Origin of the sequence: Methanobacterium sp. CWC-01, assembly GCF_030323845.1 — an archaeon.
Classification (GTDB): Archaea; Methanobacteriota; Methanobacteria; order Methanobacteriales; family Methanobacteriaceae; genus Methanobacterium; species Methanobacterium aridiramus.
This window is the reverse complement of record NZ_CP040735.1, coordinates 1,124,645-1,149,182: the sequence shown is the minus strand read 5'-3', so window position 1 is coordinate 1,149,182 and position 24,538 is coordinate 1,124,645. Positions and strand designations below refer to the sequence as shown.

Here is a 24,538-nt window from a genome sequence, read left to right as displayed (position 1 = left end):
CTTTAAATTATGAAAAAAACCAGTAAAAGATCATTAATATAAAAAAACTAAACCCGCTGCACCACTTTATCCATTATCTTACCCGCAATCTCTTCCTTCGAGGTCAAAGGAACCTTACGAACGTGTTCATCAATTAAAAGCACCTGGTTCTCATCTGATCCGAAACCAGCCCCAGGAACAGCCACATCGTTGGCCACCACCAAGTCGGCGCGGGATTCCTCCATTCTTTGCCGGGCAGCTTCTATGATTTCATCCTTGGAAACATTATAATCAGCTTTAAATGCTACCAGAAATATTTCAGGATTGATAACCTTCACACGATTAATGATTTTAGGAGCCGGTCGCAATTGGAGGGTTATATCTTCATGGGAGGATACCTTATGGGTTTCCTTTTCCAGAGTGAAGTCCGACACCGCCGCCGCGGATAGGAACACATCATGGTCCAGGACCTGTCCTTCTACTTCTAGCTGCATCTCCAGAGCAGAGCCCACCCTTATAACTCGGAATATGGATGGAAGTCCGATTTCAACCCGTCCACAGAGCAGAGTTACCCCTGCTCCCCTCCGGAAGGCTTCTTTGGCTATTTCCACACCCATCTTTCCGGAGCTGCGGTTGGTTATCCCCCGGATGGGATCTATATCCTCATAGGTGGCTCCGGCACTGACCAGAACCTTCTTACCAGCAAGATCTCCATTTGAAGTGTTTCTTTCCACTTTAAGAACTATATCTTGGATGGAGGGGAATTTAGCCTTACTCTCCTCGTGTCGGGGTTCAACAAATACTATTCCCTCATGTTTAAGCTTCTGGATGTTCTCTTCCACGGCCCGGTACATGGATTCGTGCATGGAAGGTACCATAATAATGGGAGTGTTATAACCGAAGGCCGTGACTAGAAGGGTGTTAATGGGGTTGTCAGCTATTTTATAGGCAAATTTGCTGATGACATTAGCAGTGGCGGGTGCCACCAAAATCAGATCTTCACGGGCGTATGTGACGTGTTCAACGTCACCGGTAAGTTTGGTTATGACCTGCTCCCCCGTGGCAAATTCCAGAGCATAAGGATTGATTATATCGCAGGCCCCATCACTCATGAAGCATTTAACTTTAAATCCCTGCCTTTTCAGTTCCCGGACCAGTTTAACCGTCTCAACTGCAGCAACACTACCAGTTACACACATTACAATTCGCATGATCTTCACATCCCCGATTTTAATGGGAGATTAGTAATCGTTCCGATCAATTACCACCAGGGTTTCTTCCCCGGTTAACTCTTTTATAATATCATTAAGGACTTCAATTTTAGCGGGAAGGCGACGAGAATCCTCTTTTCTAACTCTTATCTTATATTTCTGCTTCTGGTCCATGCCATAAACAATATTTATACCAGAGATCCGGGCTGGTGCCAGAATATCCTGGGCCACAGTTTTTAAATCAGAATTTTCGCCTACCACCCTGATCTTCTTGCCCACAGTTTTAGATATCTCCCTAACTATCTTTCCACCCTTGCCTATAATCTTACCAACCTGATCTTTCTGGGTGATGATTATAACCACGTCACCTATTTCGATGGTCTTTTTAAAACCAACCTTACCATCACCCAGTTTGAAAAGAATTTTAGCAATGTCCAGGTCGAGTTGGGTTATTTCCCCACTTTTTAATTTAGTCTCACAGCCCTGACAAAGTATTTCGCTTTTTAGACAGACATCGCACACAGGCAACACCATTCTCAATTCCTCCTCACTTAAGTGACTAAGGTTCTAAGTAGCCTTTGAATCTTAAACCAGGCACCTAGAATTGATTTTATAATTACTTTCCAGGTCTTCATTAAAATATCCTGGATTTAAGACCCTACCATGACGTAGAGTCCCAGTATAGCCTTTTTTATAGATGATTAAAATAAAAGCGTGATTTTAGGCGAGTGATAACACTCCGCGTATAAGATGACAATCTACTCTTAATATACTATCCCTACAACCTACTATATAATTTTTTGCTTGACCATAAACATGATATCCAGACTTAAATTCACGGGTTAAGAATAAAAATACTGGTTCTATATTGACTAAATTAAATTAGAAGGTAAAAAAAAGGAGTTTGGTTTTAAGGTTTTCTGCAGATGTCCCGGTTTGTTTAAGCATTCCCCGGCTTTTATCAGCTACTGAGCCTGGAAACTGTTGATTATGATGTCAAACTTGGATTGCAGACTTTCAAAATCTGATTTTTTGGAACTGCACAGTATCACGTAGATGGTGCTGTTTTTCTCCAGCCATACTGCACGATACTGTTTTTCAATACCCGACGATGAAGAAGTGTAAATGTTTTCCACAGCAGTTAATTTATCAGTGGTTATATTCGCTTCTGAAACTCGCTGATTACCAGTATTGTTGAAGAAGGTGGCGTAGTTTTCATCATAGGCTTCCTGGAGGTCTGTCGCCGTGGTGACATTCGGTTTTTGGATCACCACCTGGGTGGTGGGAGAATTAGTGTTGGAAATTACACTATTCGGGTCAGCAACGGCTGCCACTGCATTGGGGGAAGTGGTTTGAACCACCACCCAATCTTCCGGGTACTGGAAGGAGACATTGTTTTGATTGAAAGTTTTGGTAGCGTTATCATCCTGATCTGTGACGCAACCCGATGCCATTACCACGGCCAGTAGTGTAAACATTAAAAGGAGATATCTCCGCATTCTAACACCTTTCTTCCATTATCTTCATAGACATTAATCAGTTCTTATCCAGTCGAATTGGTGGGAGGGGTTGTGGGGGTGGTGGGTGTGACAGTAGTGTTGCTGCTCTTAGTAGTAGTGGTCGTCTTATTAACGTTGGTGCTGGTGGTCGTGTCAGTGAGGTTAGTGGTATTTTCCACTGGAAAAGCACTTTCATTAGCCACTATAGAAGCACCAGACGATTCAGAGGGGGACTGCATGATGAGAACACCGAATCCAGTTCCCACGAAGAATGCCACCACCAGGAATATGGCCAGTATTGTTTTCCATCTGCTGCTGGAGATGGAATTTACCTTACCCTGGGGTTTAGGGGAACTGATATATCTCTGCAGAAGTAATTCCCTTTCTTCCTGTTTTTTCTTCTCTTCTTCCTTCTCAGTCCAGTATTCAAGGGGTTTTTCAACCTGCCCTTTACCCTGAAGCCTTTTAATCCTATCAGCAGTCTCGAGTGTTTCAAGCTGCTCATTCAATTCATTCTTTTGTGAAATGTAAGCTTTACGGGATATATTACCCTGCGAATAGTCAAATTCAAGCTCTTGTAAGCTTCTAATAATCTTTTGCTTATCTGGCACTATATCAATCATCTCCTTCTCTGGGATAGGAGCCAATAATCTTTACGTATCCTACCTTGGATCTAATGTTATTTAAAACATTCCGAATGGTTTTCTCTTCCCGGTGTCCTTCAAAGTCCAGGAAGAAAATATAGCTTCCTAGCCTCTCTTTTGATGGCCGAGACTCAATTTTGGTAAGGTTAATATTAAAAGTTGCAAATTCGCCTAATAAGTCATAAAGACCACCGGGATGATCATCGGGAAGAGAAAATACGATAGATGTCTTATCTTTTCCCGTGCAAACATTATCATGATCTCCTATGGCCAGAAAGCGGGTGGTGTTATTGGGATAATCCTGAATATCCAGATCGGCAATTACCAGTCCGTATATTTCCGCCGCCCTTGAAGTGCCAATAGCTGCCCTTTCAGGTTTACCTTTTATGGTCTTGGCAGCAGCAGTGGTACTTACTGTGGCCCTGGTGGGTATTCCCAGTTTTTCCAGGTAATGACGGCACTGGGCCAGTGCTTGGGAATGAGAATAGACTTCTTTCACATCTTCCAGTCCGGCTCCTGGATTTAGGAGTAGATGCTGTCTGATGGGGAGTATGATCTCCCGCATTATCTTTAAAGAATCCTCTTGGGCCATTATATCCAGGGTGACTCCCACTGATCCTTCCACTGAATTTTCGATGGGCACCACCCCCAAATCCACCTCCCGGGATTTAACCGCTTCCAGAACTTCCACTATAGAATCAAAGGACCTTAAATCCCCTGATAATTTAGAGGCTGCTTCCTCAGTGAATGTGCCAGACGGCCCTAAAAATCCAATTATCATGTTATGCTCCAGTTATTAAATGCCCCAGTAATAAAAGAATATCTGAAATATTTTTTATGTTAGAGATAATTTTTCATGAAACTATTAACTAGTATAATCCACCATTTAAAAAATTGCTGATCTTATCAGAAGTAGATTGATGCAGCCTCCTTATAACTGCCTTCCCCTTTTTAACTTCCACTACAGTAGCTATTACCCCCAAACTCCTCAGATACCGTACGAAATCCTCAGCTTCATCGGGGCTGTCCACCTCAATTACCAGATCCTCTGCAGCCACTTTATCATCAGCTATTAAGCGTATGGTCTCCAGCATAGGGTAAAGAATAGATTCTCCCATCCTTTTAGCTCTTAATTTTATTTCGACATCAGATTCATCCATCTCGAAGGACTGGAATCCTTCCCTGATAACTCTACTAAAGAAAAATGCCTGTCCCAGATCAAAGGGGTAACTGAAGGCATATTCCAGTTCAGAAGCATGAGCCTGGGAAGAGGTGTACTTTAAGGGCTGAATTTCCATATCGGGGTCCTTCATCACCACTCCCTCACGGTCTTTTTCTCCAAGCTTCCTAACTATATCCAGAATTTCACCGGCAGCTTCATGGGTGTCATAAATACCTAACAGTCTTACGGGGGGAAGTCCATACTCTTCCAGAAGCTTTCTCTTTTCCAGAATGGGCAGGGGCTTGTTGCTAAGTTTTTCACGCACATCAAAGATTCTAAATCCCAGTTTGCCAATTTCGGGATAGTATTGGGATACGTAGGGATTATCAGTCCCCACCATTTCGCCACAAATAATCAGTTGCGGGTGATGGTTGAAAAACTCTTCCATATCCATTAACTGATTGGCCTTTTTGGTGGTGTAGGGACATATAAAACCTCCCCTGGTGAAGGCCATTATTCGATTATTAACTCTGGCTATTCGTACATTATAACCATTCATCTTTTCTTCCAGAGCAATTTCGCTGTTAAAATGCTTTTTTAATACAGGTTCAAGCATTAAAGTCCTTCTTATCTTTGGAAATCCCCTTATTACCTCCACTGATTTGCCTAAACAAATCATGGTTCCGGCTTCAATCTTACCAATACTCTTACGGATCTGGATAGCATCTAAACCGTAATCACTGTAAAACTTAATCGTGCCCCGTTTAAAGGCTCCTTTAAGCTGTTGAGAACTTAATTGAAGTATTTTTGGGAGTTCTAGTTCAATAAAGTCCTTTAAGCTTATCTTTGAACCTTTATCATGGGGATGTTCAAAAAAAAATTGTTCGGGGAATTTCCTCCCCCTCTCCGATTGCATAGATAAAACCACTAGGTGGGCTAAAAGGGATTTACTCAATCCCCTCCAGTTCAGCTATGAGTTGGAGGATGTTGGTCTTAGTAATAATTCCCTCCATCACTTCACCCATAACCAAAAGACCACTTAATCCGTTTTCAAGCATCATAGAAGCTGCTTCTGCGATAGTTGCATCTTTGTTGATGGTTTTAACGTTTTGGGTCATCACATCCTCGACCAGGAGGTTTCTAATTCGAGATGACTTGTACTTGTCAGGAACCACTTTGCGGAAGGATATCATAGCCATGGCAATGTCCTTAGCCGTGAGGATTCCCTGAATCTCATCATCTTCGGTGACCATAACCCTTCCCAGATCATCGTCGATTATGATTCTACGGGCGTGTACCAATCGATCCTGAGGAGAAACCGTGACAATATCCTGATTCATGCGCTCTTCAACCTTGATTTCGTTGAAGGGCCGGCCCTGGCAAGTGTCCATGAAGTCCGATTTGGTGATCATGCCCACCAACTCTCCATCATCGACCACCGGAAGACCGCCTATCCTGTTTTCCAACATCATCTGCGCTGCTATTCCCAAACTCTTATCACTGCCCACAGTGACCGGGGTGTAAGTCATTATCGTGGAAATGTGGAAATGGGAAGGGGGTAAATTTCCGTATTTGGATGATCCCAGATGTGAAGCTATATCTTTCTCAGTAATTATACCCACTAACTCTTTTTGATGGTTATGGTTGGTGTTCACCACGGGAAGGCGAGACACTTTGTGTTTTTTCATGGATTTGAGGGCGTCGTGAATGTTCTGGTCTTTATCAATCACTACCACTTTTTTGGACATTATATTCTTTACATGCATTTGCATCCCCTCGATTGACAATTTACTGAATTCCCCTGATTAGATCAGTTTTAGTGATTATTCCCACTAGTTCATCATCATCTACTACTGGTAATCCACTAATTTTCTTTTCAATCATCATTTCAGCTGCTCTGGAAGCATCTTCATCCTTCTGAATCATTACCAAATGGTTGGTCATTATATCCCCTGCAGTGAACATAGATACTTCTCGAACATTTCTTTTATCCAGGCCTTCAGTTTTCCTGAGGAAATATATTTTTTCCACACTGACACCAGTTTCAGGATCTTCCACGTCTGCAAAGGAAATATTGGCAGGGGTGATGATACCAACGGGCGAGCTATCGCGCATAACTATGACTTTACCGATTTTCTTCTCTTCCATAATACTTATGACATGTCCAATACTGTGGTTTTCACTTGCAGTTACCACGTCAGAAGACATTAAATCAGATACTTTCCATCGGCCCCCTAATTTTTCACTGTAAAACTTCATGATATCCGTTTTAGTAACTATACCAGCTAGGCCGTCTTCATCCACTACTGGAATGGAACTAATGTTATTTTTTATCATTAACTCCACCGCATCCCTTATTCCTTTATTGGGACTGACAGTAACTGGGTTGGAAGTCATTATCCTTCTAATGGATATTTTGTCAATGGGCCTTCGCCTCCAGGCAGGACCCTTACCCCCCATTTTACGGGTAAGGTCTTTTTCAGTAACTATACCCACCGGGATTTCTTCTTTATCTAAGACCACAATCCTACTGAAGCCATGTTTTAACATTAGATTACGCGCATGACTTACCTGCTCGTTATCCTGCATCACAATGACTTCCTGGTTCATAACATCCTTAATTTGTATCATGATATCATCCCTAATCATTGCTGGTTAAAAAATGTATTAGCCTTTAATAGCGTTAATATATCTCTTTCAGTGATTATTCCCTGAATATTGCCATTTTGGATTACAGGAAGGCCCCCAATTCCTTTATCATCCATCAGCTCACAGGTATCACCAAGTCGAGTCCTGGGTTCGACTGAAATCACCTTATCTTCCATGATCTCGGTGATGGTGGTGTTGAGAATGTCCTCAGCACTGTTAGTGATCATTAGATCAAAGGCCTGGTTCTTGCCCAGAAACTCCAAGATATCGGTGGCCGTTACTATCCCAACAACCTTTTCATCCTCAGGATGAGGCGTTTTTCTTTCCTCCCCCACCACAGGAATTCGACGGAGTCGATTGCGGACCATTATCTTAGAGGCACCTTCTATTCTGGTTCCCGGTGAAGTGGTAATGACACTTTTGGTCATGTAATCCTCCACCAATTCATCGGTTAATACCCCTGCCAGGAGCATCACAAAATCTCTCTCAGAAACTATACCATTTATTTTATACTCAGAATCAACTATCGGTAAAGCTCCTACTCCTTTATCAATCATTTTAGATACAGCATCGGTAATAGAGCTTTTAGTAGTTAATACTTCCACTTCCCGGGTCATTATTTCCTTCACTGACTCGTTAACTGCTGCTGGGAAGTTATCCTGGTATTTTTCTTCCAGAATTTTGTACTTATCTCCTCCCCCCAGAAAGTCCAGGATATCCATGGAGGTCACTATTCCCAGCAACTTTTCAGAACCAGGGTCAGTTATAGGAAGCCTTCTGAACTTGTTTTTTACCATTATTTCAGCTGCTTCCTTGATGGTGGCAGTTTGAGGTGCAGTAACCACATTCTTTTTGGCTATGCTCATCACGTCTCCATCGTGCTCAGAGGCACGGGTTTTAAATTCCAATGGACCTCGGTCCATTGATTTCACCAGGTTTATGGTTTGTTTTTTTCTCATCTATACACCTCTTGTGAGATATTAATCTTAGTAACACTAAAAATTCTTAAAAATAGTTTTAAACCCAACTTCAAACTTAGTAGTCGGATTTTCAGCCCATATAAGAACATAATATATCTTCCCTTGAAACTATACCAATTAAATCGGCTTCTTTAGCTCTTTGGGGTTCTTTTTTGATATATAATGCGTTTTCTACTACTGGGAAACGCCCCAGATTATATTGCAACATTAATTCTGCTGTTTTTTTAGTAGAAGTTTCAGGAGTTACAACTAACGGCGGGGTTTTCATGACTTTTTCCACCTTTGTTGAACGCCTCATATCCCCAGATTCACGGTTAATCCGAATATTACCTGAGTCGATTACGTCTTTTCTAGTGATAATTCCTATTAATTTTTTATTTTTCATCACTGGAAGACCAGAAAATCCAGTTTCATCCATACGGCTCCAGACATGATATATTAAATCTTGGTAGTCACAGGTAACAACATCCTGAGAAAATGTTTCTGCAACAGTCTCTTTCTTTGGCTTTATACCATCTTCAAGGAATTTTTCAAGTATGTCAGCCACAGTCAGTATACCCACTAGTTTCATGTTTTCAGCTGATTCCACAACTGGGGCAAAAACTTCATCTGCATCCAAAATTTTAATAGCAACGTCTCGGATTTCCATATCAGGAGTAGCAATTACCTTGGGATGTTCCATTAATCCACGAGCATCAATGTTTGATTTAGTGGATGAAATGTTTAAAATTTCTCCACGCGTTATGACGCCCTCTAGTCTGTTACTGGATACAACGGGTATGGTTCTAAATCCTTCTTCCCTAAAGAGTGATCTAACATGGGTGGCTTTGGTGTCTGCGGATACGGATAGGGGGTTGGAGGTCATTATTTTATTGACAGTAGTCATACTACTCCCCCTCTAGATCTTCCTTGCATTCTTCACAGACAAACTTACCGTCAACTTCATCCAGATACTCGATGTAGTTTCCACATACTTCACAAGCGCCAGGAACCGGTTCTGGACTGTTGGAATAATCCAAAGAAGTCTCCATCCGGGCATTCTCCACCAGTATCTCCGTGAGCTCTGGTGATACACTGACCACATCCGTAGTGGTGAGGATTCCAACTAGAACACCATCATTGACCACAGGAAGTCTTCTGATATTATTTTTGGCCATTAACCTCGCAGCTTCGTTCAGTTCACTTCCAGGATGAACTTCTATGAGGTTTTGAGTCATAAGATCGCCGACTTGTATTTGACTGGCCTTTAAGTCCTTGGAAACTACCTTGGCGATTATGTCACTTTCTGTAATCAATCCTTCGGGTTCTGAGTTGCTTTTAATGATGAGGCTTCCAATATCCCTCTCGGTCATTATTCTTGCTGCTTCGGCAACGCTGGTCTGGGGTTCTACGGTTATCACTCTTGATGTCATTGCGTCGTGTACGGTGACCTTGGTATCCATTTCCATTTAAAAACCTCCTATCTCAGGTGCAGAAGTTTGTGTACCTGAGGTATGGTCAATACATCCAGATGTTTACCTGTTTCTTCGGAGATCCTCAATAATTTACTGGGGCAATACGTCCAATCTTCTAGTGGACTGGCAGGTTGAAGCACCATGGAAAGCTTAGAGGATTTTTGAACCCCATACTTAATCCTGGAGGCTATCCAACCAATCTCATCCGCCGGAGTACCGGGTAGTACCACCACTTTACAGTAAGTATTTATCCCCTCATCTATTAATAGGTTTATGGATTCTAGTTCCCGGGTAAAGAGACTTTCCCAGTCAGAAACCGCTTTATGTTCGGGTAATTTAACATCCACCGATGCATAGGTTAAATAATCCACTATTTTTTCAATTTCATTGGGTAAAGACCCGTTGGTTTCTAATAAACACTTTAAACTGTACTCTTCCAAAAAATTTTTAATAAAATCCGCGTTTAGTAGTGGTTCTCCTCCAGTTAAAGAAAATGAATGTAAATCAGGTGTCTTCAAGTCCTCGATTTTCTGGTAAAGATTGGCGGAGGATATTTCATAACCCGCGTTCATATCCCTGCTTTGAGGAGTATCGCAGTAATTACAGTTCAAATTGCAGCCGGCAAATCTTATGAATATCTGCCGTCTTCCTAAAAGGGCTCCTTCACCCTGTATACTGGAGAAAACTTCACATATACGGGTTTTAAATTTAATCCCCCCATATTTCTAAGGTTTGAAGGTGTAGTAAGCTCCCTGTCCGATTCCTTCGTTAACACATATCTCTACACTTTCGATATTAGAGCTTAAATTTTCCAGAGCCCGGTATACGTGCTCGGCAAAGAAGCGAGACAATTCCTCAGCAGAGGTAGAAGTGGTGGGGAGTAAACAGCAGTCTTCTTTAGGAAGAACATAATTTTTGGACCCAATGGCAAATTCCAGGGGCCCTTCCATATTCATAAATTTGATCTGGTCACTTTTTAGAGGTAAAAGGACCTTGTGGTCAAGTTTCTTACATAATTTTCTCACAATGGTCTTGACGGCTTTGAAGTCCACCACAAATCCAAACTGTCCACTTCGTTCCCCCTCTACCACCACGTCCACGTGGTAAGAGTGGCCGTGTATGCCCCCGCAGAATTCATGGCCCGGGATCATGTGGGCTGATGCGAAACGTAAATTGGCGTGTATGCCATTGATAACTATCTTCATCCATATCACCTTTAAAACACTCTGGTTTTAGATATATCCTCTTCAATTGTCTTCAATTCCATTTCATAAGCTTTGAAGATTTCTTCAGCTATTTCATGTGCTTTTTCATTATCAAAACCCTCAATCCAGTCTTTGAGGCCAGCCGTGGTAACGTCGCCCGGGGTTCCTACTGTAGTTAGGTTTACTCCAAAGTGGATCTTCATGCTACTGGCAGAACAAGTGGCTATGGATACTGAAAGCTTCCCCTGGCCTAAGAAAAGATCATCACCATTTCTTTGAATATTTAGATCCATCTCTTGCAGGAAATCCTTAACAATAGTTACCAGGAGCCTCTGCCGATGATAACACAGTCGCAAATCTGCTGGTTGACAATCAAAATGTTCCACCATCAAGTGTAACATTTCATCAGACTTAATCTCCAACCCCACATCTTCATAGTCGATGATCTTATGGTTTTCCAGGTTCATGGGGCCTATCCATGATATTAAGCTGGAGCCTTTGATATTGAAGTTCTTTAATGCCCACATGGGCTCTATTTGACTCCCATCATAAAGAATAGGGTCTTTTAATCCCTTGTATTTCATAAATTCACACTTTTACATCGCTTTCGATAGTTACTCTCATGACTATCATATTTACTATCATATTTAATAATGTTGCAAATCACTAAATTTATTCATGAGAGCCAGACCCAGAGACTTTATCTACACCCGGGATGATCTCTTCCTGGCCACCACCACCTATTTGCATCCTGACGACAGGATACTGGCCTTTTTAAGGTATGTTCCTAAAGAGGATGGTGAGAGGTCACGTAATAACTCCCGATACACTAAAGTGGATTCAAAACAGGCTTATGCATATCTAAATGACTTTTTTCCCAATTATATTTTTAACTGTGATGTAACTCAGGTAGAGATGATGGGAGCACCAAAAGATAGGGTTAAAGATATACTCAAGCCCGAAGAGCGGCTTAAAGAGATAATGCAATCATGGTTAGATGGTCATTTAGAGGACCAGCTCCTCCAGAAGGTGGTAATGGTAGCTGAAGTCTTTCAGGATGAAGCCGGTATTTCTCCAGCTCATATGGGCATATCCGGATCCATACTGCCGGGCCTTTATGATCCTGCGGTCTCGGACATTGATTTTGTTATATATGGTCTTGAAAATCATAGAAATGCTATGGAATTTTTTTCTGAAATCAAGAATGACCCTGATTACCCATTAGATGCTATTGGAGAAGATTACTGGTTAAGATTGTACGAAAAACGGATCAAAGATTCTTCACTTAGTTTCCAGGAGTTTCAGTGGTATGAAAATCGTAAAAATAATCGGGGAGTGGTTTCTGGAACACTCTTCGATATCCTGGCCACCAGAGACTGGTCCGAAATAGAAGGCATCTACGGTGATAAAGTATACGAACCATTGGGATATGCTGAAATAGAGTGTACTGTAAAAGACTCCATTGCCTCCTTTGACAACCCGGCGGTCTACGAAGTGGAGGATGTGAAGATTTTAAATGGGCCAACAGCCCCCATCACCCAAGTAGCTTCCTACACCCATACTTATGCTGGCCAAGCCGTGGAAGGTGAGAGGATTCTGGTTAAAGGTAAATTAGAAAGGGTTACTGGTAAAAAAACAATCCATCGTTTGATAGTAGGTACCACCCGAGAATCGGTGGGGGAATTTATTAAGTTAAAAAGTTTGAAGAAATCATAGCAAGATAAATCTAATTTTATGAGATGATATTATGAAAAAAACCGTGAATATTGGACTTATTGGTTTTGGAACGATTGGAAGCGGAGTAGTAGAAACCCTTAACCGAAATCTGCCCTTGATAGAAGAAAAGGTCGGTGTCGAGGTGGTACTTAAGAAAATCGTGGATCTGGATATCGTGACTGACCGAGGGGTGCAAGTAGATCCTCACATACTTTCCACCAACGTGGATGACATACTGGAAGATCCAGATATGGATATTGTTATCGAATTGATTGGAGGCTATCAACCAGCCCTGAAGTTCATCCTGAAGGCTATGGAGAATGGTAAGCATGTGGTAACTGCCAATAAGGCTCTTTTGGCCAAACACTGGGAAGAGATCCTGGAAACTGCCTTTAAAAACGGAGTTAGGGTGTGTTTTGAAGCCAGTGTCGGTGGAGGAATCCCGCTTTTAGAGCCTCTCAATGATAGTCTGGCTGCCAACCAAATCCAATCCATTTATGGAATTATTAACGGTACTGCCAATTACATTCTGACCAAAATGAGCGAGGAAGGTCGTGAATTCGAAGATGTTCTTAATGAAGCTCAGACACTGGGATACGCAGAACAGGACCCCGCCTTTGATGTGGAAGGACATGATACGGCCCAAAAACTTATTATCTTAACCATTCTTGGGTTTGGAGTTTTCATAAAGCAGGAGAAATTCCATGTGGAGGGTATAAGTTTGATCACCCCCCAGGACATCCTATTCGCCTCTGAGGAGTTGGGTTGTGTTATTAAGCTGCTGGCCATATCCCAACTGGCAGATGGAGAGTTGGAGGTAAGGGTGCATCCCACCCTGGTCCCCAAAGACCATCTTTTAGCCGCGGTTAAGGGAGTTTTCAACGGAGTTTACATCGTGGGTGACGTAGTGGGGCCGGTGATGATGTATGGACCCGGTGCAGGAATGTTACCCACTGCCAGTGCTGTGGTTTCTGATTGTATGGATATCATAGGAGACCCTAACAAGCCACTACTCTACGGCCCTCAGAACACCAATGTGGAGAGTATTAGGCCTATAGCTGAAGTGGTATCCCGTTACTATCTCCGGATAACTGCTATTGATATGCCAGGGGTTTTACACGCCATATCGGGTATTTTAAGTGATCTGAATATAAGCATCGAATCTGTTAACCAGGAAAGGAGAGACGAAGGCCAGGAAGTTCCCATATTTATGGTCACACATCATGCTAAAGAGCAGAATATGCTCCTGGCTGTGGAAAGGATTGAAAGCCTGGAATCAGTTACTAAAGATACGGTTTTCATCAGACTTCTCTAGGCCCTTGGTATTAATTATGGGAAGATTTATTAATATTGAGTAATAATTTATTACTAATTTTTATGTAAATATGTGGTGAATATATGATAAGTGCATCCTCCATGTCCGACTTCCTTTACTGTCCATTGAAAGCCTATTTAAAATACGTGCAGGGATATGAAGTATCCAGTGAACCCCTTTTGATTGGAAAATTAACACATGAACTTTTAAGAGGTTTTAATGAAATAACAAAGCGTAATTTATGGTCTCTGGATGAAAACATGACCCTGGATGAAATATCCAGGAATCTCTGGGAGGATGTTCCATCCTTAATTAAAAAAACCGTCAACAAAAAGGATTACAAAGATATAGTAGATCGAGAGAGAATTGAAGAAATATGCGAGAGACTGGAAGACCAGTTCAGACTGGACTCCTTCCTATTAGTATTTAAATCACGTAAGATGTTGAATATGGGAATGAGTGGAGATGAAATAGCTGATACTTTATTTCCCCCTTCCATGGTAGAATTTCGTATGGAAAGTCGTTCAATTGGGCTCCGTGGAAAAGTAGATCGAATAGAGATCGAGGAAGGTGTTTACTTTCCTGTAGAAATAAAAACAGGCTCACCGCCAGTTAAAGGAGTTTGGAAGTCACACGCACTGCAATTAACGGCATATGCCATATTAATGGAAGAAACATTCCAGAAAGAAGTTATGGTGGGTTTTGTAGACTATGTGCAAGTAGGGGAGCGAAAACCAGTGATAATAAGTCAGGAATTGAGAGAAGAATTCTACCATACATTCAATGAACTGGAAAGCATGATACTGGAAGGATATGTCCCAGAAGCCTCCCCCAGCAGTAGGAAATGTAATAAATGTGAATTCAGCGAGTTTTGTGAGTATGGGGAATCTTAAAATAAATTATATGAGAAAAAAATAGATATTAAACCGCCAGCAGGTTCAATCTAAATGTTTACTAGGAACGGATCATAGTAAGAACCATCTTGAACTTCTCCACCGCATGAAGGGCATGGGGGTCGTTGGCCGGCATAATAATCATGTCCCCCTCATCCACTAAGTTTTTGTTCCCGGAAATGGTAATTTCTGCCCTACCATCTATCACTTGTACCATGGCATCGAAGGGGGCAGTGTGTTCACTTAAACCCTCACCCTTATCAAAGGCGAATATGGTGACGGTTCCAGTTTCTTTACGCATTATTTCTCTACTTACCACCGCTCCTTCCTGGTATTCAATTAAGTCTTCTAACCTGATTGGTATGGCTTCTAATTCTTCGGACATTTATGCACCTCATTATCCCTGTTCCATATATTCATATAATTTATCCAAGTACCGGACAAAATCCTGCATGGATGAAATGTAGTCCCGTCCCGATTCTATGTCGCTTATTTCATAATCCTTTTTAGAGAGCGCGTCCTCAAAACGTGTTTGTATATCTTCTTTCATGAAAGAAACCATAAAATTAATGAGATCCGACGGATTTTCCTTGTAAAGAGCTTCTTCAGCCAGAGTTAGTGCAGGACGACGGTTATATCCTGCAGGTTTTATTCCATCATATGGTTTTCCTCTCCATAATAAATGGAGGCGGACCACAGTCTCGAAGAACCAGTAATCAGCCAGTTCAGCGGCATCAGCACTCAACTCCCGCACTAGGAGAGTTCTCTCGAATGCTTCCTTAAGTTCAGCTTCATATTCAACTGGAACAAAAGGAAGGATATAACTAACATTTTCCATATCTAAAGCCATTTCAGCGGCATTTACTACTGGTCCGTCCATACTTTCAGAATGGGGTGGCATCACAAACCTCCTATGAAAATTTTGGAATCTGTATGTCTACTATGTTCTTGGGATTATAAAATTGTGTACCACACATGGGGGGCCGTGAAAGCTTCTATCGATACAAAAAAAATTTAAATCTCAATAAAATCATATTAAAATTGGTGATTAAATGGCTAGTAACGAGGAACTCATGAAAAAATGTGAAGATTTAGACGATAGTACCGTGATGGGATCCTGTCAAGTCCTCTTAAAAATGATGGCCGATAAAGAGGTTGAATTCGAGGAAGATAAAGAACAGACTTACCTGCAGATGGCTGAAAACTTGAAACCAAAAGACGTGTCCAAGGTCCTGCAACTGGCATTGAAAGTCAGGGAAAGTGGAGATATAAAAGACCCTGATCTGAAAAATGCGGCCAGTAGATTAATAAGAGCCATTGAAATGAGTTAAAATTATTTAAAATCTTTTTCTTTTTAATTTTTTGAGGTCGAATATGGCAGTTTCAGCCACAGCCATAACTGCCATGACCCCGGCCTGAACCGGATCAGTCACCACTAGATCTGCCTTCTGGGTAACGCTGCCAGGCATGTTGAGGCTGATGACGATGACCTCATGTTCATCTTTTATTTCTTCTATAGCCCGGGTAATAGAGCCTCCCATGATGGATCCCGCCAATACCAGAGCACCCACCCGGGGGAGCCTTCCCACCGCAGATACGGCTTCGGCAAGTTCCTTTTCACCCACAAGAGGTATAGTGTCCACGCTAATCCTTTCCCCCCTAATGTTATGGCGATCAGCTTCGGTAATAGCCCCATGAGCCACCATAGCCACTTGGGCGCCGCCCCCAATTATGATGATGCGCTTACCATAAATATCAGCTAGAGATCGGTGAATTTCAACCTCCTGCACCGCTTCGAAGCCTTTAATCTTCTCGATGAATATCTCGGTGTTTTTAACATCCTCCAGTTCCATGTAAATGGACCCTGAATCCTTATCTTCAATGAAAAGGTGAGTGTATATGATGTTTATCCCGCAACGAGCCATCAAAGCACTTATGTCATTAAGAACCCCTGGTTCGTTTCGGGCTTTAATGTTTATGGCAATTTCCTTCATTTATATCACAATAAGTTAAGCTCTAAAAGCATGGCTTCCCGATTTGTAATATTATATGGCGCTTCCCAGGATATAAATTTGATAAATTGGGAGGAGATTTTAGACTTTTACCAAGGCAAAATCCATGGATTGTCCAATTAGTACCCTTTTTTTTACCAGTCAGCTGGTCAATTTCAATTTTTATAACGGCAACCCCCTCCAGATCTGCCTCTGAGTACTCAAAGGAAGATTGAGAGGAATATTTCTTCATTAAAGTGTCAAGAGCATCTTTTTTATCTTCAATTTCATCCACAAAGTGTGCTATTCCAAGGCCGATAACACTAAGTAACGCATGCTCCAGTTGCAGGCTTGGGAATCTTTTACAATCTGGGTTTGAATGTCTACTTCAAAACATACACGGTCATTATTTTTTAAAATATCTATCTTTCTCCCTTCCGGAGCGGTATGGAGATATATACAGTTATCATGATAAGCGAAGTTCATGGGGACCAGGAGGGTCGGTTATCTTCATAAAATGATATTCTGAGCACCTCTGCTTCCCGAAGTACCTTTTCCATCTAATTTTTGCTTTTAATCTCTTTATCAGCTCTTCGCATGTGGAAACACCTTTTTAATTGTATGTATATTTCATAAGATAAAAATTAACTAACGAACGTTAGTTTTATATACTATGAAATACAACTTTTATCCAAGAAATGAACGAACGTTCGCTTTTTAATAGTTGAGAGTTACATTAGAATGGAGGTCTAAATGATGATCCAAACCTCTAAAAAATCTCCTAAAAAAGGAAAAAAATCAGGAATATCTACTAAAGAGAAAATATTCAATGTATCAATCGATCTTTTCTCACAAAGAGGGTATAATGGAGTTTCAGTTCGTGAGATTGCCAGAGAAGTAGGAATAAGAGAGAGTTCTATATACAACCACTACGGGAGCAAAGATGCCATAATGGACAGTATCTTCCAGTATTTTAAAGAGGAACTAACTAAAATGAGGCCTCCAGAAGCCGAAAATCGGGAAAAATTAGACAACATCACACCAGAAATTTTCATAGAGCGAGCGAATCGCACTTTAAATCTTTTTGAAACCCCAAAGATGGAAAAAATATTCAGAATCATCTCAAACGAGCAGTTCCGAGATAAAAGAGCCAAAAAAATTGTTTTAGAGTATCTAATTCATGAACCTTACTCCTTCTCAAAGAAGGTGTTAGAAATCATGATGCGTAAGGGAACAACCGATAAATTTGACCCTAAAATCAAAGCAATGGAATTTCAGTATCCGATGTACTCTTTATTTTTAGAAAATCTTCTATTAAGGAGTGATGGGGCCGATACCAGTGCAAATGAAAAATTAATTGAAAGCCACTTAGAATATTTTGTGAACAGCCTTAAAAAGTCGAAATCTAAGTTTCCAACTGATCACTAACGAATTATAAGTGTTCAAAGACTAATAAGTAGGATATAATCGATATAGACATGATATCAATTAAATAAAATAATATGAAGGACTTAATGATGTTAAAAGATGTTTTTGAATCATCATCACTTGCAGATGATAATGTGGGTGGAGATTCACATATTTCTCCAAATATTATTAAAAAGGTACTTCTGGTGGGTTACAACGGCGCTAACAACACCGGCTCTGAAGCCCGGTTAATTGCCATAATAGAGGATTTAAGACAGGTACTGGGGCCGGAAGTGCAGATCACCGTACCCACCCTGAATGAGGAAAACTTACGCCGCTACCTGGAGGAGGATGCTTTCCTGCACATAGCACCCATCCCTTCCATCTTCTTGTTCCCTATCAGGAAGTTAGTCAAAGAGCATGACTTGGTCCTTTTGGTGGAAGGTAGCTGTTATATGGATACCTGGACTTCAGCACTTCTCTGGGCATTTTTATGGACCACTAAATGTGCCCATGACTTGGGAAAGCCTTGTATAGCCTATGCCGTGGATGCGGGTGAGCTTTCGTCTCTAAATCAGTATCTGGTTAAGAGGGAGGCCAGTAAAACTGATCTAATAATCACCCGGACCAAGCAAGCTACCAAAAGACTGGAATCCATTGGAGTGACTGCAGCCATAAAAACCACAGCAGACACTGCCTTCAACTTTCACGAAGACCAGTCAGACCATGATCTTATGAAAACCATGTGGCCTGAATCACCACTTGGGGTGGTTGGCCTGGCGATAGTGGATTTTTCTCTCTGGCCGGTGGTTATCAGACCCTGGGGGAGGAAGGAAGATCTTTACAAATGGCCCTATTATTTCTCACGATCCCCGAAGAGAAATGAAGCCAGAAAGAGGCTGGTTGAAGGATGGTCTAGAATTGCGGATCAAGTCATCCTTAAACATGGAAAAAAAATCATTCTATTTTGTATGGAAGAATTGGACGAACCTCTGGCTCGAGATATCCGCCAAAAAATGGAGCATGAAGACAGATGTCGGATCATATCCTCCAGGGAGTTTAACGCATCCCAGATAACATCCCTACTGGGTCAGCTGGATCTGTTGGTCACATCCCGTTATCATGCCGCAGTACTCTCCTTAAGATCAAGGGTGCCTCAGATAGCAGTGGGCCATGACCCCAGACTGGATTCCATATACCAGGATCTGGGGTTGTATGAAGACTACTTCCTAAGTCACTGCACGCCAAATTTATGGAAAGATCTTGATGAAAAGATAAATTTACTTTTAGAAGATCCTGATTTACAGCAACCTCATCTAGAGCAAGGATATGAAGAACAACTAAGCCTATCCCAAAAGAACCCAATACTCCTGCGGGAGTTTTTACAATCAAAAAATTTGGGGTGGCACCATGAGTGACCGAATACTTCTTACCGGAGCCAATGGATTTATAGGAACTCAGATAGCTCGTTGGTTACTAAAAAACACAGAACATCAAATTCTGGCCATGGTACGTGCCCAAGATAAAGAATCAGCTATAAATCGCCTGAAAAGGGCCTGGTGGGACTGGCCTGAACTTTTACACGCCCTAGAAACAAGGGTGGAAGTTATCCCCGGTGACGTGGCCATGGAAAATCTGGGCTGGGATGATGACACCCATTCCCGAATGGCCGCGGATATCACCCATATCATTCATACCGTGGCTGATCTGAGATTACACGCTCCGCTGGAAGAGTTGAGAAAAACCAACCTTCAGGGAACAGTTAATCTCCTGAAACTAGCCAAGAGCGCCGGGGTTAATGGGAATTTCCGGCGTTTCTCCCACCTGTCAACGGCCTACGTGGCCGGGAAGCACCAGGGAGAAATAGGGGAAGATGAACTAAGCAGTTCCCAGGGTTTCTGGAGTAACTATGAGGAGAGTAAATATGAAGCTGAAAAGGCAGTGCGAGAATCTGGGCTGCCTTACTCCATATTCCGACCAGGAATGGTAGTTGGAGATTCAGAAACAGGGGAGATAAAAACCTTCAACACCTTATACGTTCTTTTAAAACTGTATCTAACGGGACAGTTACGCTTCATCCCTACCAGCTCCTCTATGAAACTCAACCCCGTGCCAGTAAACTACGTGGCCAGGGCGGTGGGTGCTTTAACTTTAAACTCCCAGGCTTTAAATGTGACTTTCCACCTCACCCCTCCCCCATCCCAGATGACATCCGTGAAAGAGATTCTGGAAGAAACCCGGAGATGGGCTCGGGAAAAACTGCAGCTAAACCTTCCCAGACCATTTTTTATCCCAGTTTCGTCCATCATACAGAGATTAACCCCCTCATCAGATAAAAACCGTAAACCAGGGCTTTTAGATGTTCTAATTACCCTGGCCCCGTATCTCGATGAAAAAAGGGTTTATAGGAATGATAATACAGAAATGTTCTTAGGGCCTAGTGACTTGGACTGGAGGGACTACCTTCCTCATTTGCTTGATTACGCAGTATACCGCGGCTTTTTCCACCGATCAGAAAGAACCGTCCATGAACAGGTTCTGTTCCGGTTGAAGAGCCGAAGTTTTCCTGTAAAGTTATATGACGTGATAGAGGGGGAGGTTAAGGAAAAATCATCGGCCAGGATGTATAAGGATATTTTAAGGGCCGCCAGTGCCCTTCAAAAGTTGGGAGTGAAGAAGAAGGACCGAGTGGCCATGGTGGGACTCAACAGCACCCGTTACCTGGCCCTGGAAGTAGCTATAGGCCTTCTAGGGGCGGTGAGTGTTCCTCTATACTACACCAGCCCCCCCCAGGAAATTAAGAACATCTTGAAGTCATGCGGGGCAAGAATTCTGTTCATTGGCACCCCCCACCTTATGAAACGATCAAGCGAGCTGGATAGAGAGATGACCATGGTTTCCTTTTGCCGGGAATCGCAGAAGATACCGGCTAATATTTTATCCTGGGCATCATTTTTAGAAAAGGGAGATGATTTAGCACCGAAACTGTCCCTGGTGGAATTTGGTGATCTGGCTACCATCCGCTATACTTCTGGAACCACCGGTAGCCCCAAGGGAGTTACCTTCCAACAGGGGAATCTGCGCTGGATGGCGGAGTCCATGGCTTCCTTACCCTCCTGGGAAGAACGAATCCGTGAAGTCAGATACTTGTCATTTCTACCTATGAATCATGTGGTGGAGGGAATTCTAGGGACATTTGCACCTTATTACGCCCCTGCAAGCCTGAAGCTATACTTTCTGGAAGATTTCTACCAGCTCCCGACAGCCCTGCCACTGGTTCGGCCCACTATATTCTTCTCGGTGCCCAGATTTTATGAGAAGATGTGGTCGCGGCTTAAAAAAAGCGCCATTGGAAATTATTATCTGCAATTGGAAGAGGGGGTGGTTAAAAAAATCCTTAAGCCATTCATACGTAGATCACTTCTCAACCAGGCCGGTTTGAATCTTTGCCAGCAGCTGATAGTGGGCTCTGCCACTTCCAGTCAGCAGTTACTTCAGGATTATCAGGATCTGGGAATTGAAATACACAATGCCTACGGACTCACCGAGGCACCACTGGTGACCCTTAATCGCCTTGGAAATAACCGTATAGGGACTGTAGGGGAGCCACTCCCTGAAACACAGGTAAACTTCAGCAAAAATGGAGAACTAATGGTTAAAGGACCTCAAGTCACCCCTGGCTATTTTGAAGTTGAACTGGAACCTTCTATAAAAGATGGTTGGTTAATCACTGGTGATTTAGGATACGTGACTCCAGAAGGAAGTTTAGTTATTACCGGGAGAAAAAAGGAGCTTTTAATAAATTCATACGGTAAAAGCATCGACCCACTGCATATCGAGGCCTTGTTGAGAGATCTTCCCCAGGTAGCAGAGGTTATGCTGGTGGGGGAAGGCAAACCCTATCTAAGCGCCCTATTGTGGGTGGATGAAGATTACAGTTCACAGCAGATCTCCCAGGAAATCTCCAAAATCAACCAGAACCTTTCCCGTCCAGAACAAGTTAAAAAGTGGGCCATCATCTCCAACGATCTATCCATTGAAGGTGGAGATCTGACGGCCAATATGAAACTTAAAAGGGAAATTATCAGCTCTCGTTATCAGAAAGTTATCACTGCATTATACCAGGGTACTGATGAACCCTGTGTATTGGAATTTGGCCAGTGGGAGGCAGAACATGGGTCTTAAACTGGATTTACTATCATTATGGATGCCTGATTTTATCATGAAAAAGGAGATTAAAACTATAGCTGAAGTTACCATCCGAGAACTGGACCGGTTGATAGAGGAAAATTCACACTCACAAAATTCACACTCAACATTAAAATCATTACCCACCCCTAAAATCGAGGGCAGAAGCAGGAATAGGAGGATAGAAATGGCTTCTGCACATGAACAACGAGTTAAATTACTGATCCAGGTACTGGGACGTGACAAAGCTATAGAACTTGGTAGAGCAGCCCTGTTCAGAACCGGACAGGAGTTAGGATCCCAACTCAAGGGGAGGTTAGGGGTTGGAGATAGCCTTACCGATCTAATCAAAGCCGCACGTATTCTTTATAGAGTACTGGGAATAGATTTTGCAGTCCAAAAAACCAATGACACCATATTTTTGGTGGTTAATCGCTGTCAGCTTGCTGACTATTATTCCTCCGACACCTGCTGGGTCCTCAGTGCCACTGACGAAGGGGTGGTGCAGGGCTTAAATCCCCATATCTCCATGAAATTCAACCAGCGTATGGCTGCTGGGGCTTCATGTTGTCTGGCGCCCATCACCTCAGAGGAGGGAATAATATGAGGGCCATTGTAGTAGGTACTGGTGCAGGAGGTGCCACTGCTGCGCGTGAATTGCAGTCCAATGGATTTAAGGTGTTAATACTGGAATCAGGAGCCCCCTTCAAACCTTTCACCAGGAATTTATCCTGGAGTGAACCATTACGGCGGTTAGGACTACTAGGTGGGGAGAAAAATTTCCGACATCTCTTTCCAGCCATGGATATGCAGCGTTCCTCTGCGGATCTATTGCTGGTAAGGGGACTTACCACCGGAGGTTCTACAGTATTATCCTGCGGTAACCTGGTTCGAACCGATAATGGTTTTAAAGAGATAGGATTAGATTTAACCCCAGAATTTCAGGAACTTGAAGCGGAATTACATCCTGAGCCTATTCCTAAACAGATGTGGAGGCCTTTAACCAGAAAGATGTTCCAATCGGCCCAGGACATGGGATTTGATCCCAAACCCACCCCCAAAGTGGTAGATCCACAGCGATGTACCGGGTGCGGCCTATGTGAACTGGGTTGCCGGGTAGGTGCTCGCTGGGATTCCCGAAGATTCCTCCAGGAAGCCGTGAATAGGGGAGCTGTATTGCACACCAACACTTCTGTGGAGAAGATCATCGTGGCAGATAACCTGGTTAAAGGAGTTCTGACCAGATGCAAAGGAAAAAACATCATTATAAAAGGGGATGTGGTAGTTCTGGCCGCAGGGGGAATTGGCACTGCCCAGATACTTAAAAATTCCGGGCTGGCGGTTAAGGATAATCTGTGGGCAGACATAGTGCTAACCCTGGGCGGAGTTTCCCAGGGAGCTCATCAACTGGAAGAACCACCCATGGTATGGTACACCGAACATGAACATTTTATTCTGTCTCCCTACCTGGATATTCTCTCCCATTTCTTCCATAAACCCTGGAGAAATGTGTCCATTGATGACAGGGTTGGTTTGATGATTAAACTGGCCGATGTGGAAGAGGGGACTGTTTATGCCAATGGTAAAGTAGAAAAAAGCCTCACCAGTGTTGATCAAATCCGTTTAGAAGAGGCTATCGAGTATGCATCCCGGATTATGGAAGGTGCAGGGGTTTCCCGGCCATTCATAAGGGGCATGTACAATGGGGGCCATTTGGGTGGCACAGTTCCCCTCAAAAAGGAATACGTGAAAGATATGAAACCCTCCTGGTTACCGGAAGGATTGTGGGTGGCGGATTTGTCCCTGGCACGACGTTCTCAAGGAATGCCCACCATACTCCTCACTGCAGCCCTGGCCCTTAGAGTAGCCCGTATGATAATCGAAGAATATGAAAATGGATAGATGTTGGCTTAAAAGTAATGAATATAGCGAATGAAGTTTTAGCTATCTGATTCTTTTAATTTCTCCAGCTGAGCCTTGGCCTTACGGAACATGCTGAGGTAATTGTCTTCTTCCCTGACGGGAGTGACTTCCAATCCCAGTTTTTGGTGTTCCTCTATCCATTCTTCCGAAAATACCGGGACTTCTATCTTTATAAAATCCTCAGTGGGATTCACTACGATAATGTTCCGGTAGGGAAAATCCCATTCCACAATGTATCCCCCCAGGCTGATTATGTGTAGGGGTCTTATCACAATTTTCATTTAATCACCATGATTTTTGATAATATACTTCAAGATAAATG

At 42.6% G+C, this 24,538-nt stretch carries 29 protein-coding genes; 9 read left to right on the top strand and 20 right to left on the bottom strand.

Annotation, left to right across the window (positions count from 1 at the left end; all coding sequences use genetic code 11):
* Window positions 1–47 precede the first annotated feature (47 nt).
* The 14 genes from coaBC to FGU46_RS06130 form a co-directional block, all read right to left on the bottom strand.
* A complete protein-coding gene (gene coaBC, locus FGU46_RS06195) occupies window positions 48–1,190 on the bottom strand; it encodes a bifunctional phosphopantothenoylcysteine decarboxylase/phosphopantothenate--cysteine ligase CoaBC (RefSeq protein WP_286472798.1) in 1,143 nt (380 codons plus the stop codon).
* Between the two features lie 30 nt (window positions 1,191–1,220).
* Window positions 1,221–1,724, bottom strand: a complete 504-nt coding sequence (locus tag FGU46_RS06190) for a KH domain-containing protein (RefSeq protein ID WP_286472797.1) — start codon at window positions 1,722–1,724, stop codon at window positions 1,221–1,223.
* Window positions 1,725–2,155: 431 nt separating this feature from the next.
* Window positions 2,156–2,689, bottom strand: a complete 534-nt coding sequence (locus FGU46_RS06185) for a PsbP-related protein (protein ID WP_286472796.1) — start codon at window positions 2,687–2,689, stop codon at window positions 2,156–2,158.
* A gap of 44 nt (window positions 2,690–2,733) precedes the next feature.
* On the bottom strand, window positions 2,734–3,312 hold the full coding sequence (locus FGU46_RS06180; protein ID WP_286472795.1) for a hypothetical protein: 579 nt from the start codon (window positions 3,310–3,312) through the stop codon (window positions 2,734–2,736).
* Window positions 3,305–4,114 carry a prephenate dehydratase gene (pheA, locus tag FGU46_RS06175; protein ID WP_286472794.1) on the bottom strand — a complete coding sequence of 270 codons (810 nt, stop codon included), beginning with the start codon at window positions 4,112–4,114 and terminating at the stop codon, window positions 3,305–3,307. Before pheA ends, FGU46_RS06180 begins: the two co-directional genes overlap by 8 nt.
* 88 nt (window positions 4,115–4,202) lie before the next feature.
* Complete coding sequence (locus FGU46_RS06170) at window positions 4,203–5,411, bottom strand: RNA ligase (protein ID WP_286472793.1); 1,209 nt, start codon at window positions 5,409–5,411, stop codon at window positions 4,203–4,205.
* 31 nt (window positions 5,412–5,442) lie between these two features.
* A complete protein-coding gene (locus FGU46_RS06165; RefSeq protein ID WP_286472792.1) occupies window positions 5,443–6,261 on the bottom strand; it encodes a CBS domain-containing protein in 819 nt (272 codons plus the stop codon).
* A gap of 22 nt (window positions 6,262–6,283) precedes the next feature.
* Complete coding sequence (locus tag FGU46_RS06160) at window positions 6,284–7,126, bottom strand: CBS domain-containing protein (protein ID WP_353619883.1); 843 nt, start codon at window positions 7,124–7,126, stop codon at window positions 6,284–6,286.
* 14 nt (window positions 7,127–7,140) lie between these two features.
* Window positions 7,141–8,103: a CBS domain-containing protein gene (locus tag FGU46_RS06155; RefSeq protein ID WP_286472791.1), complete on the bottom strand. Its 963-nt coding sequence runs from the start codon at window positions 8,101–8,103 to the stop codon at window positions 7,141–7,143.
* Between the two features lie 91 nt (window positions 8,104–8,194).
* Complete coding sequence (locus FGU46_RS06150; protein WP_286472790.1) at window positions 8,195–9,010, bottom strand: CBS domain-containing protein; 816 nt, start codon at window positions 9,008–9,010, stop codon at window positions 8,195–8,197.
* A 1-nt stretch (window position 9,011) separates the two neighbouring features.
* Window positions 9,012–9,572, bottom strand: a complete 561-nt coding sequence (locus FGU46_RS06145) for a CBS domain-containing protein (protein ID WP_286472789.1) — start codon at window positions 9,570–9,572, stop codon at window positions 9,012–9,014.
* Window positions 9,573–9,583: 11 nt separating this feature from the next.
* Window positions 9,584–10,252 (bottom strand): 7-carboxy-7-deazaguanine synthase QueE, encoded by a 669-nt coding sequence (locus FGU46_RS06140; protein WP_353619899.1) that lies wholly within the window; start codon window positions 10,250–10,252, stop codon window positions 9,584–9,586.
* Between the two features lie 51 nt (window positions 10,253–10,303).
* Entirely contained in the window at window positions 10,304–10,783 is a 480-nt protein-coding gene (locus FGU46_RS06135) for a 6-pyruvoyl trahydropterin synthase family protein (protein WP_286472788.1), read from the bottom strand.
* 11 nt (window positions 10,784–10,794) lie between these two features.
* On the bottom strand, window positions 10,795–11,367 hold the full coding sequence (locus tag FGU46_RS06130; protein ID WP_286472787.1) for a DUF366 family protein: 573 nt from the start codon (window positions 11,365–11,367) through the stop codon (window positions 10,795–10,797).
* 94 nt (window positions 11,368–11,461) lie between these two features.
* Between FGU46_RS06130 and FGU46_RS06125 the strand changes: the two genes are divergently transcribed.
* The 3 genes from FGU46_RS06125 (at window position 11,462) to cas4 (ending at window position 14,707) form a co-directional block, all read left to right on the top strand.
* Window positions 11,462–12,499 carry a DNA polymerase subunit beta gene (locus FGU46_RS06125; RefSeq protein ID WP_286472786.1) on the top strand — a complete coding sequence of 346 codons (1,038 nt, stop codon included), beginning with the start codon at window positions 11,462–11,464 and terminating at the stop codon, window positions 12,497–12,499.
* Window positions 12,500–12,530: 31 nt separating this feature from the next.
* Entirely contained in the window at window positions 12,531–13,814 is a 1,284-nt protein-coding gene (locus tag FGU46_RS06120) for a homoserine dehydrogenase (RefSeq protein ID WP_286472785.1), read from the top strand.
* A gap of 83 nt (window positions 13,815–13,897) precedes the next feature.
* Complete coding sequence (cas4, locus tag FGU46_RS06115) at window positions 13,898–14,707, top strand: CRISPR-associated protein Cas4 (protein WP_286472784.1); 810 nt, start codon at window positions 13,898–13,900, stop codon at window positions 14,705–14,707.
* Window positions 14,708–14,768: 61 nt separating this feature from the next.
* On the opposite strand, the gene FGU46_RS06110 is transcribed toward cas4, so the two are convergent.
* Window positions 14,769–15,092 carry a cupin domain-containing protein gene (locus tag FGU46_RS06110; protein WP_286472783.1) on the bottom strand — a complete coding sequence of 108 codons (324 nt, stop codon included), beginning with the start codon at window positions 15,090–15,092 and terminating at the stop codon, window positions 14,769–14,771.
* A 12-nt stretch (window positions 15,093–15,104) separates the two neighbouring features.
* Window positions 15,105–15,608 (bottom strand): DUF6448 family protein, encoded by a 504-nt coding sequence (locus FGU46_RS06105; RefSeq protein WP_286472782.1) that lies wholly within the window; start codon window positions 15,606–15,608, stop codon window positions 15,105–15,107.
* A gap of 151 nt (window positions 15,609–15,759) precedes the next feature.
* Between FGU46_RS06105 and FGU46_RS06100 the strand changes: the two genes are divergently transcribed.
* Window positions 15,760–16,038, top strand: coding sequence for a hypothetical protein (locus FGU46_RS06100; RefSeq protein WP_286472781.1), 279 nt, complete (start codon window positions 15,760–15,762; stop codon window positions 16,036–16,038).
* Between the two features lie 6 nt (window positions 16,039–16,044).
* Here FGU46_RS06100 and FGU46_RS06095 read toward each other — a convergent pair whose 3' ends face one another.
* From FGU46_RS06095 to FGU46_RS06085, 3 genes are read right to left on the bottom strand one after another with little or no spacing between them, the layout of a single operon-like run.
* The gene (locus FGU46_RS06095) at window positions 16,045–16,701 is read right to left on the bottom strand and encodes a DUF5612 domain-containing protein (protein WP_286472780.1); all 657 of its coding nucleotides are present in this window, start codon (window positions 16,699–16,701) and stop codon (window positions 16,045–16,047) included.
* 22 nt (window positions 16,702–16,723) lie between these two features.
* A complete protein-coding gene (locus tag FGU46_RS06090; RefSeq protein WP_286472779.1) occupies window positions 16,724–16,993 on the bottom strand; it encodes a hypothetical protein in 270 nt (89 codons plus the stop codon).
* 8 nt (window positions 16,994–17,001) lie between these two features.
* Complete coding sequence (locus FGU46_RS06085) at window positions 17,002–17,184, bottom strand: pyridoxamine 5'-phosphate oxidase family protein (RefSeq protein WP_286472778.1); 183 nt, start codon at window positions 17,182–17,184, stop codon at window positions 17,002–17,004.
* Between the two features lie 267 nt (window positions 17,185–17,451).
* Between FGU46_RS06085 and FGU46_RS06080 the strand changes: the two genes are divergently transcribed.
* From FGU46_RS06080 to FGU46_RS06060, 5 genes are all read left to right on the top strand, one after another.
* On the top strand, window positions 17,452–18,126 hold the full coding sequence (locus FGU46_RS06080; RefSeq protein ID WP_286472777.1) for a TetR/AcrR family transcriptional regulator: 675 nt from the start codon (window positions 17,452–17,454) through the stop codon (window positions 18,124–18,126).
* Window positions 18,127–18,200: 74 nt separating this feature from the next.
* On the top strand, window positions 18,201–19,523 hold the full coding sequence (locus tag FGU46_RS06075; RefSeq protein ID WP_286472776.1) for a polysaccharide pyruvyl transferase family protein: 1,323 nt from the start codon (window positions 18,201–18,203) through the stop codon (window positions 19,521–19,523).
* Window positions 19,516–22,290, top strand: coding sequence for an AMP-binding protein (locus tag FGU46_RS06070; RefSeq protein ID WP_286472775.1), 2,775 nt, complete (start codon window positions 19,516–19,518; stop codon window positions 22,288–22,290). The genes FGU46_RS06075 and FGU46_RS06070 overlap by 8 nt, the downstream gene beginning before the upstream one ends.
* Window positions 22,238–22,900, top strand: a complete 663-nt coding sequence (locus tag FGU46_RS06065; RefSeq protein ID WP_286472774.1) for an L-2-amino-thiazoline-4-carboxylic acid hydrolase — start codon at window positions 22,238–22,240, stop codon at window positions 22,898–22,900. The genes FGU46_RS06070 and FGU46_RS06065 overlap by 53 nt, the downstream gene beginning before the upstream one ends.
* The gene (locus tag FGU46_RS06060; RefSeq protein ID WP_286472773.1) at window positions 22,897–24,195 is read left to right on the top strand and encodes an FAD-dependent oxidoreductase; all 1,299 of its coding nucleotides are present in this window, start codon (window positions 22,897–22,899) and stop codon (window positions 24,193–24,195) included. Before FGU46_RS06065 ends, FGU46_RS06060 begins: the two co-directional genes overlap by 4 nt.
* 38 nt (window positions 24,196–24,233) lie before the next feature.
* Here FGU46_RS06060 and FGU46_RS06055 read toward each other — a convergent pair whose 3' ends face one another.
* Entirely contained in the window at window positions 24,234–24,497 is a 264-nt protein-coding gene (locus FGU46_RS06055) for an energy-converting hydrogenase B subunit P (protein WP_286472772.1), read from the bottom strand.
* Between the last annotated feature and the right edge of the window lie 41 nt (window positions 24,498–24,538).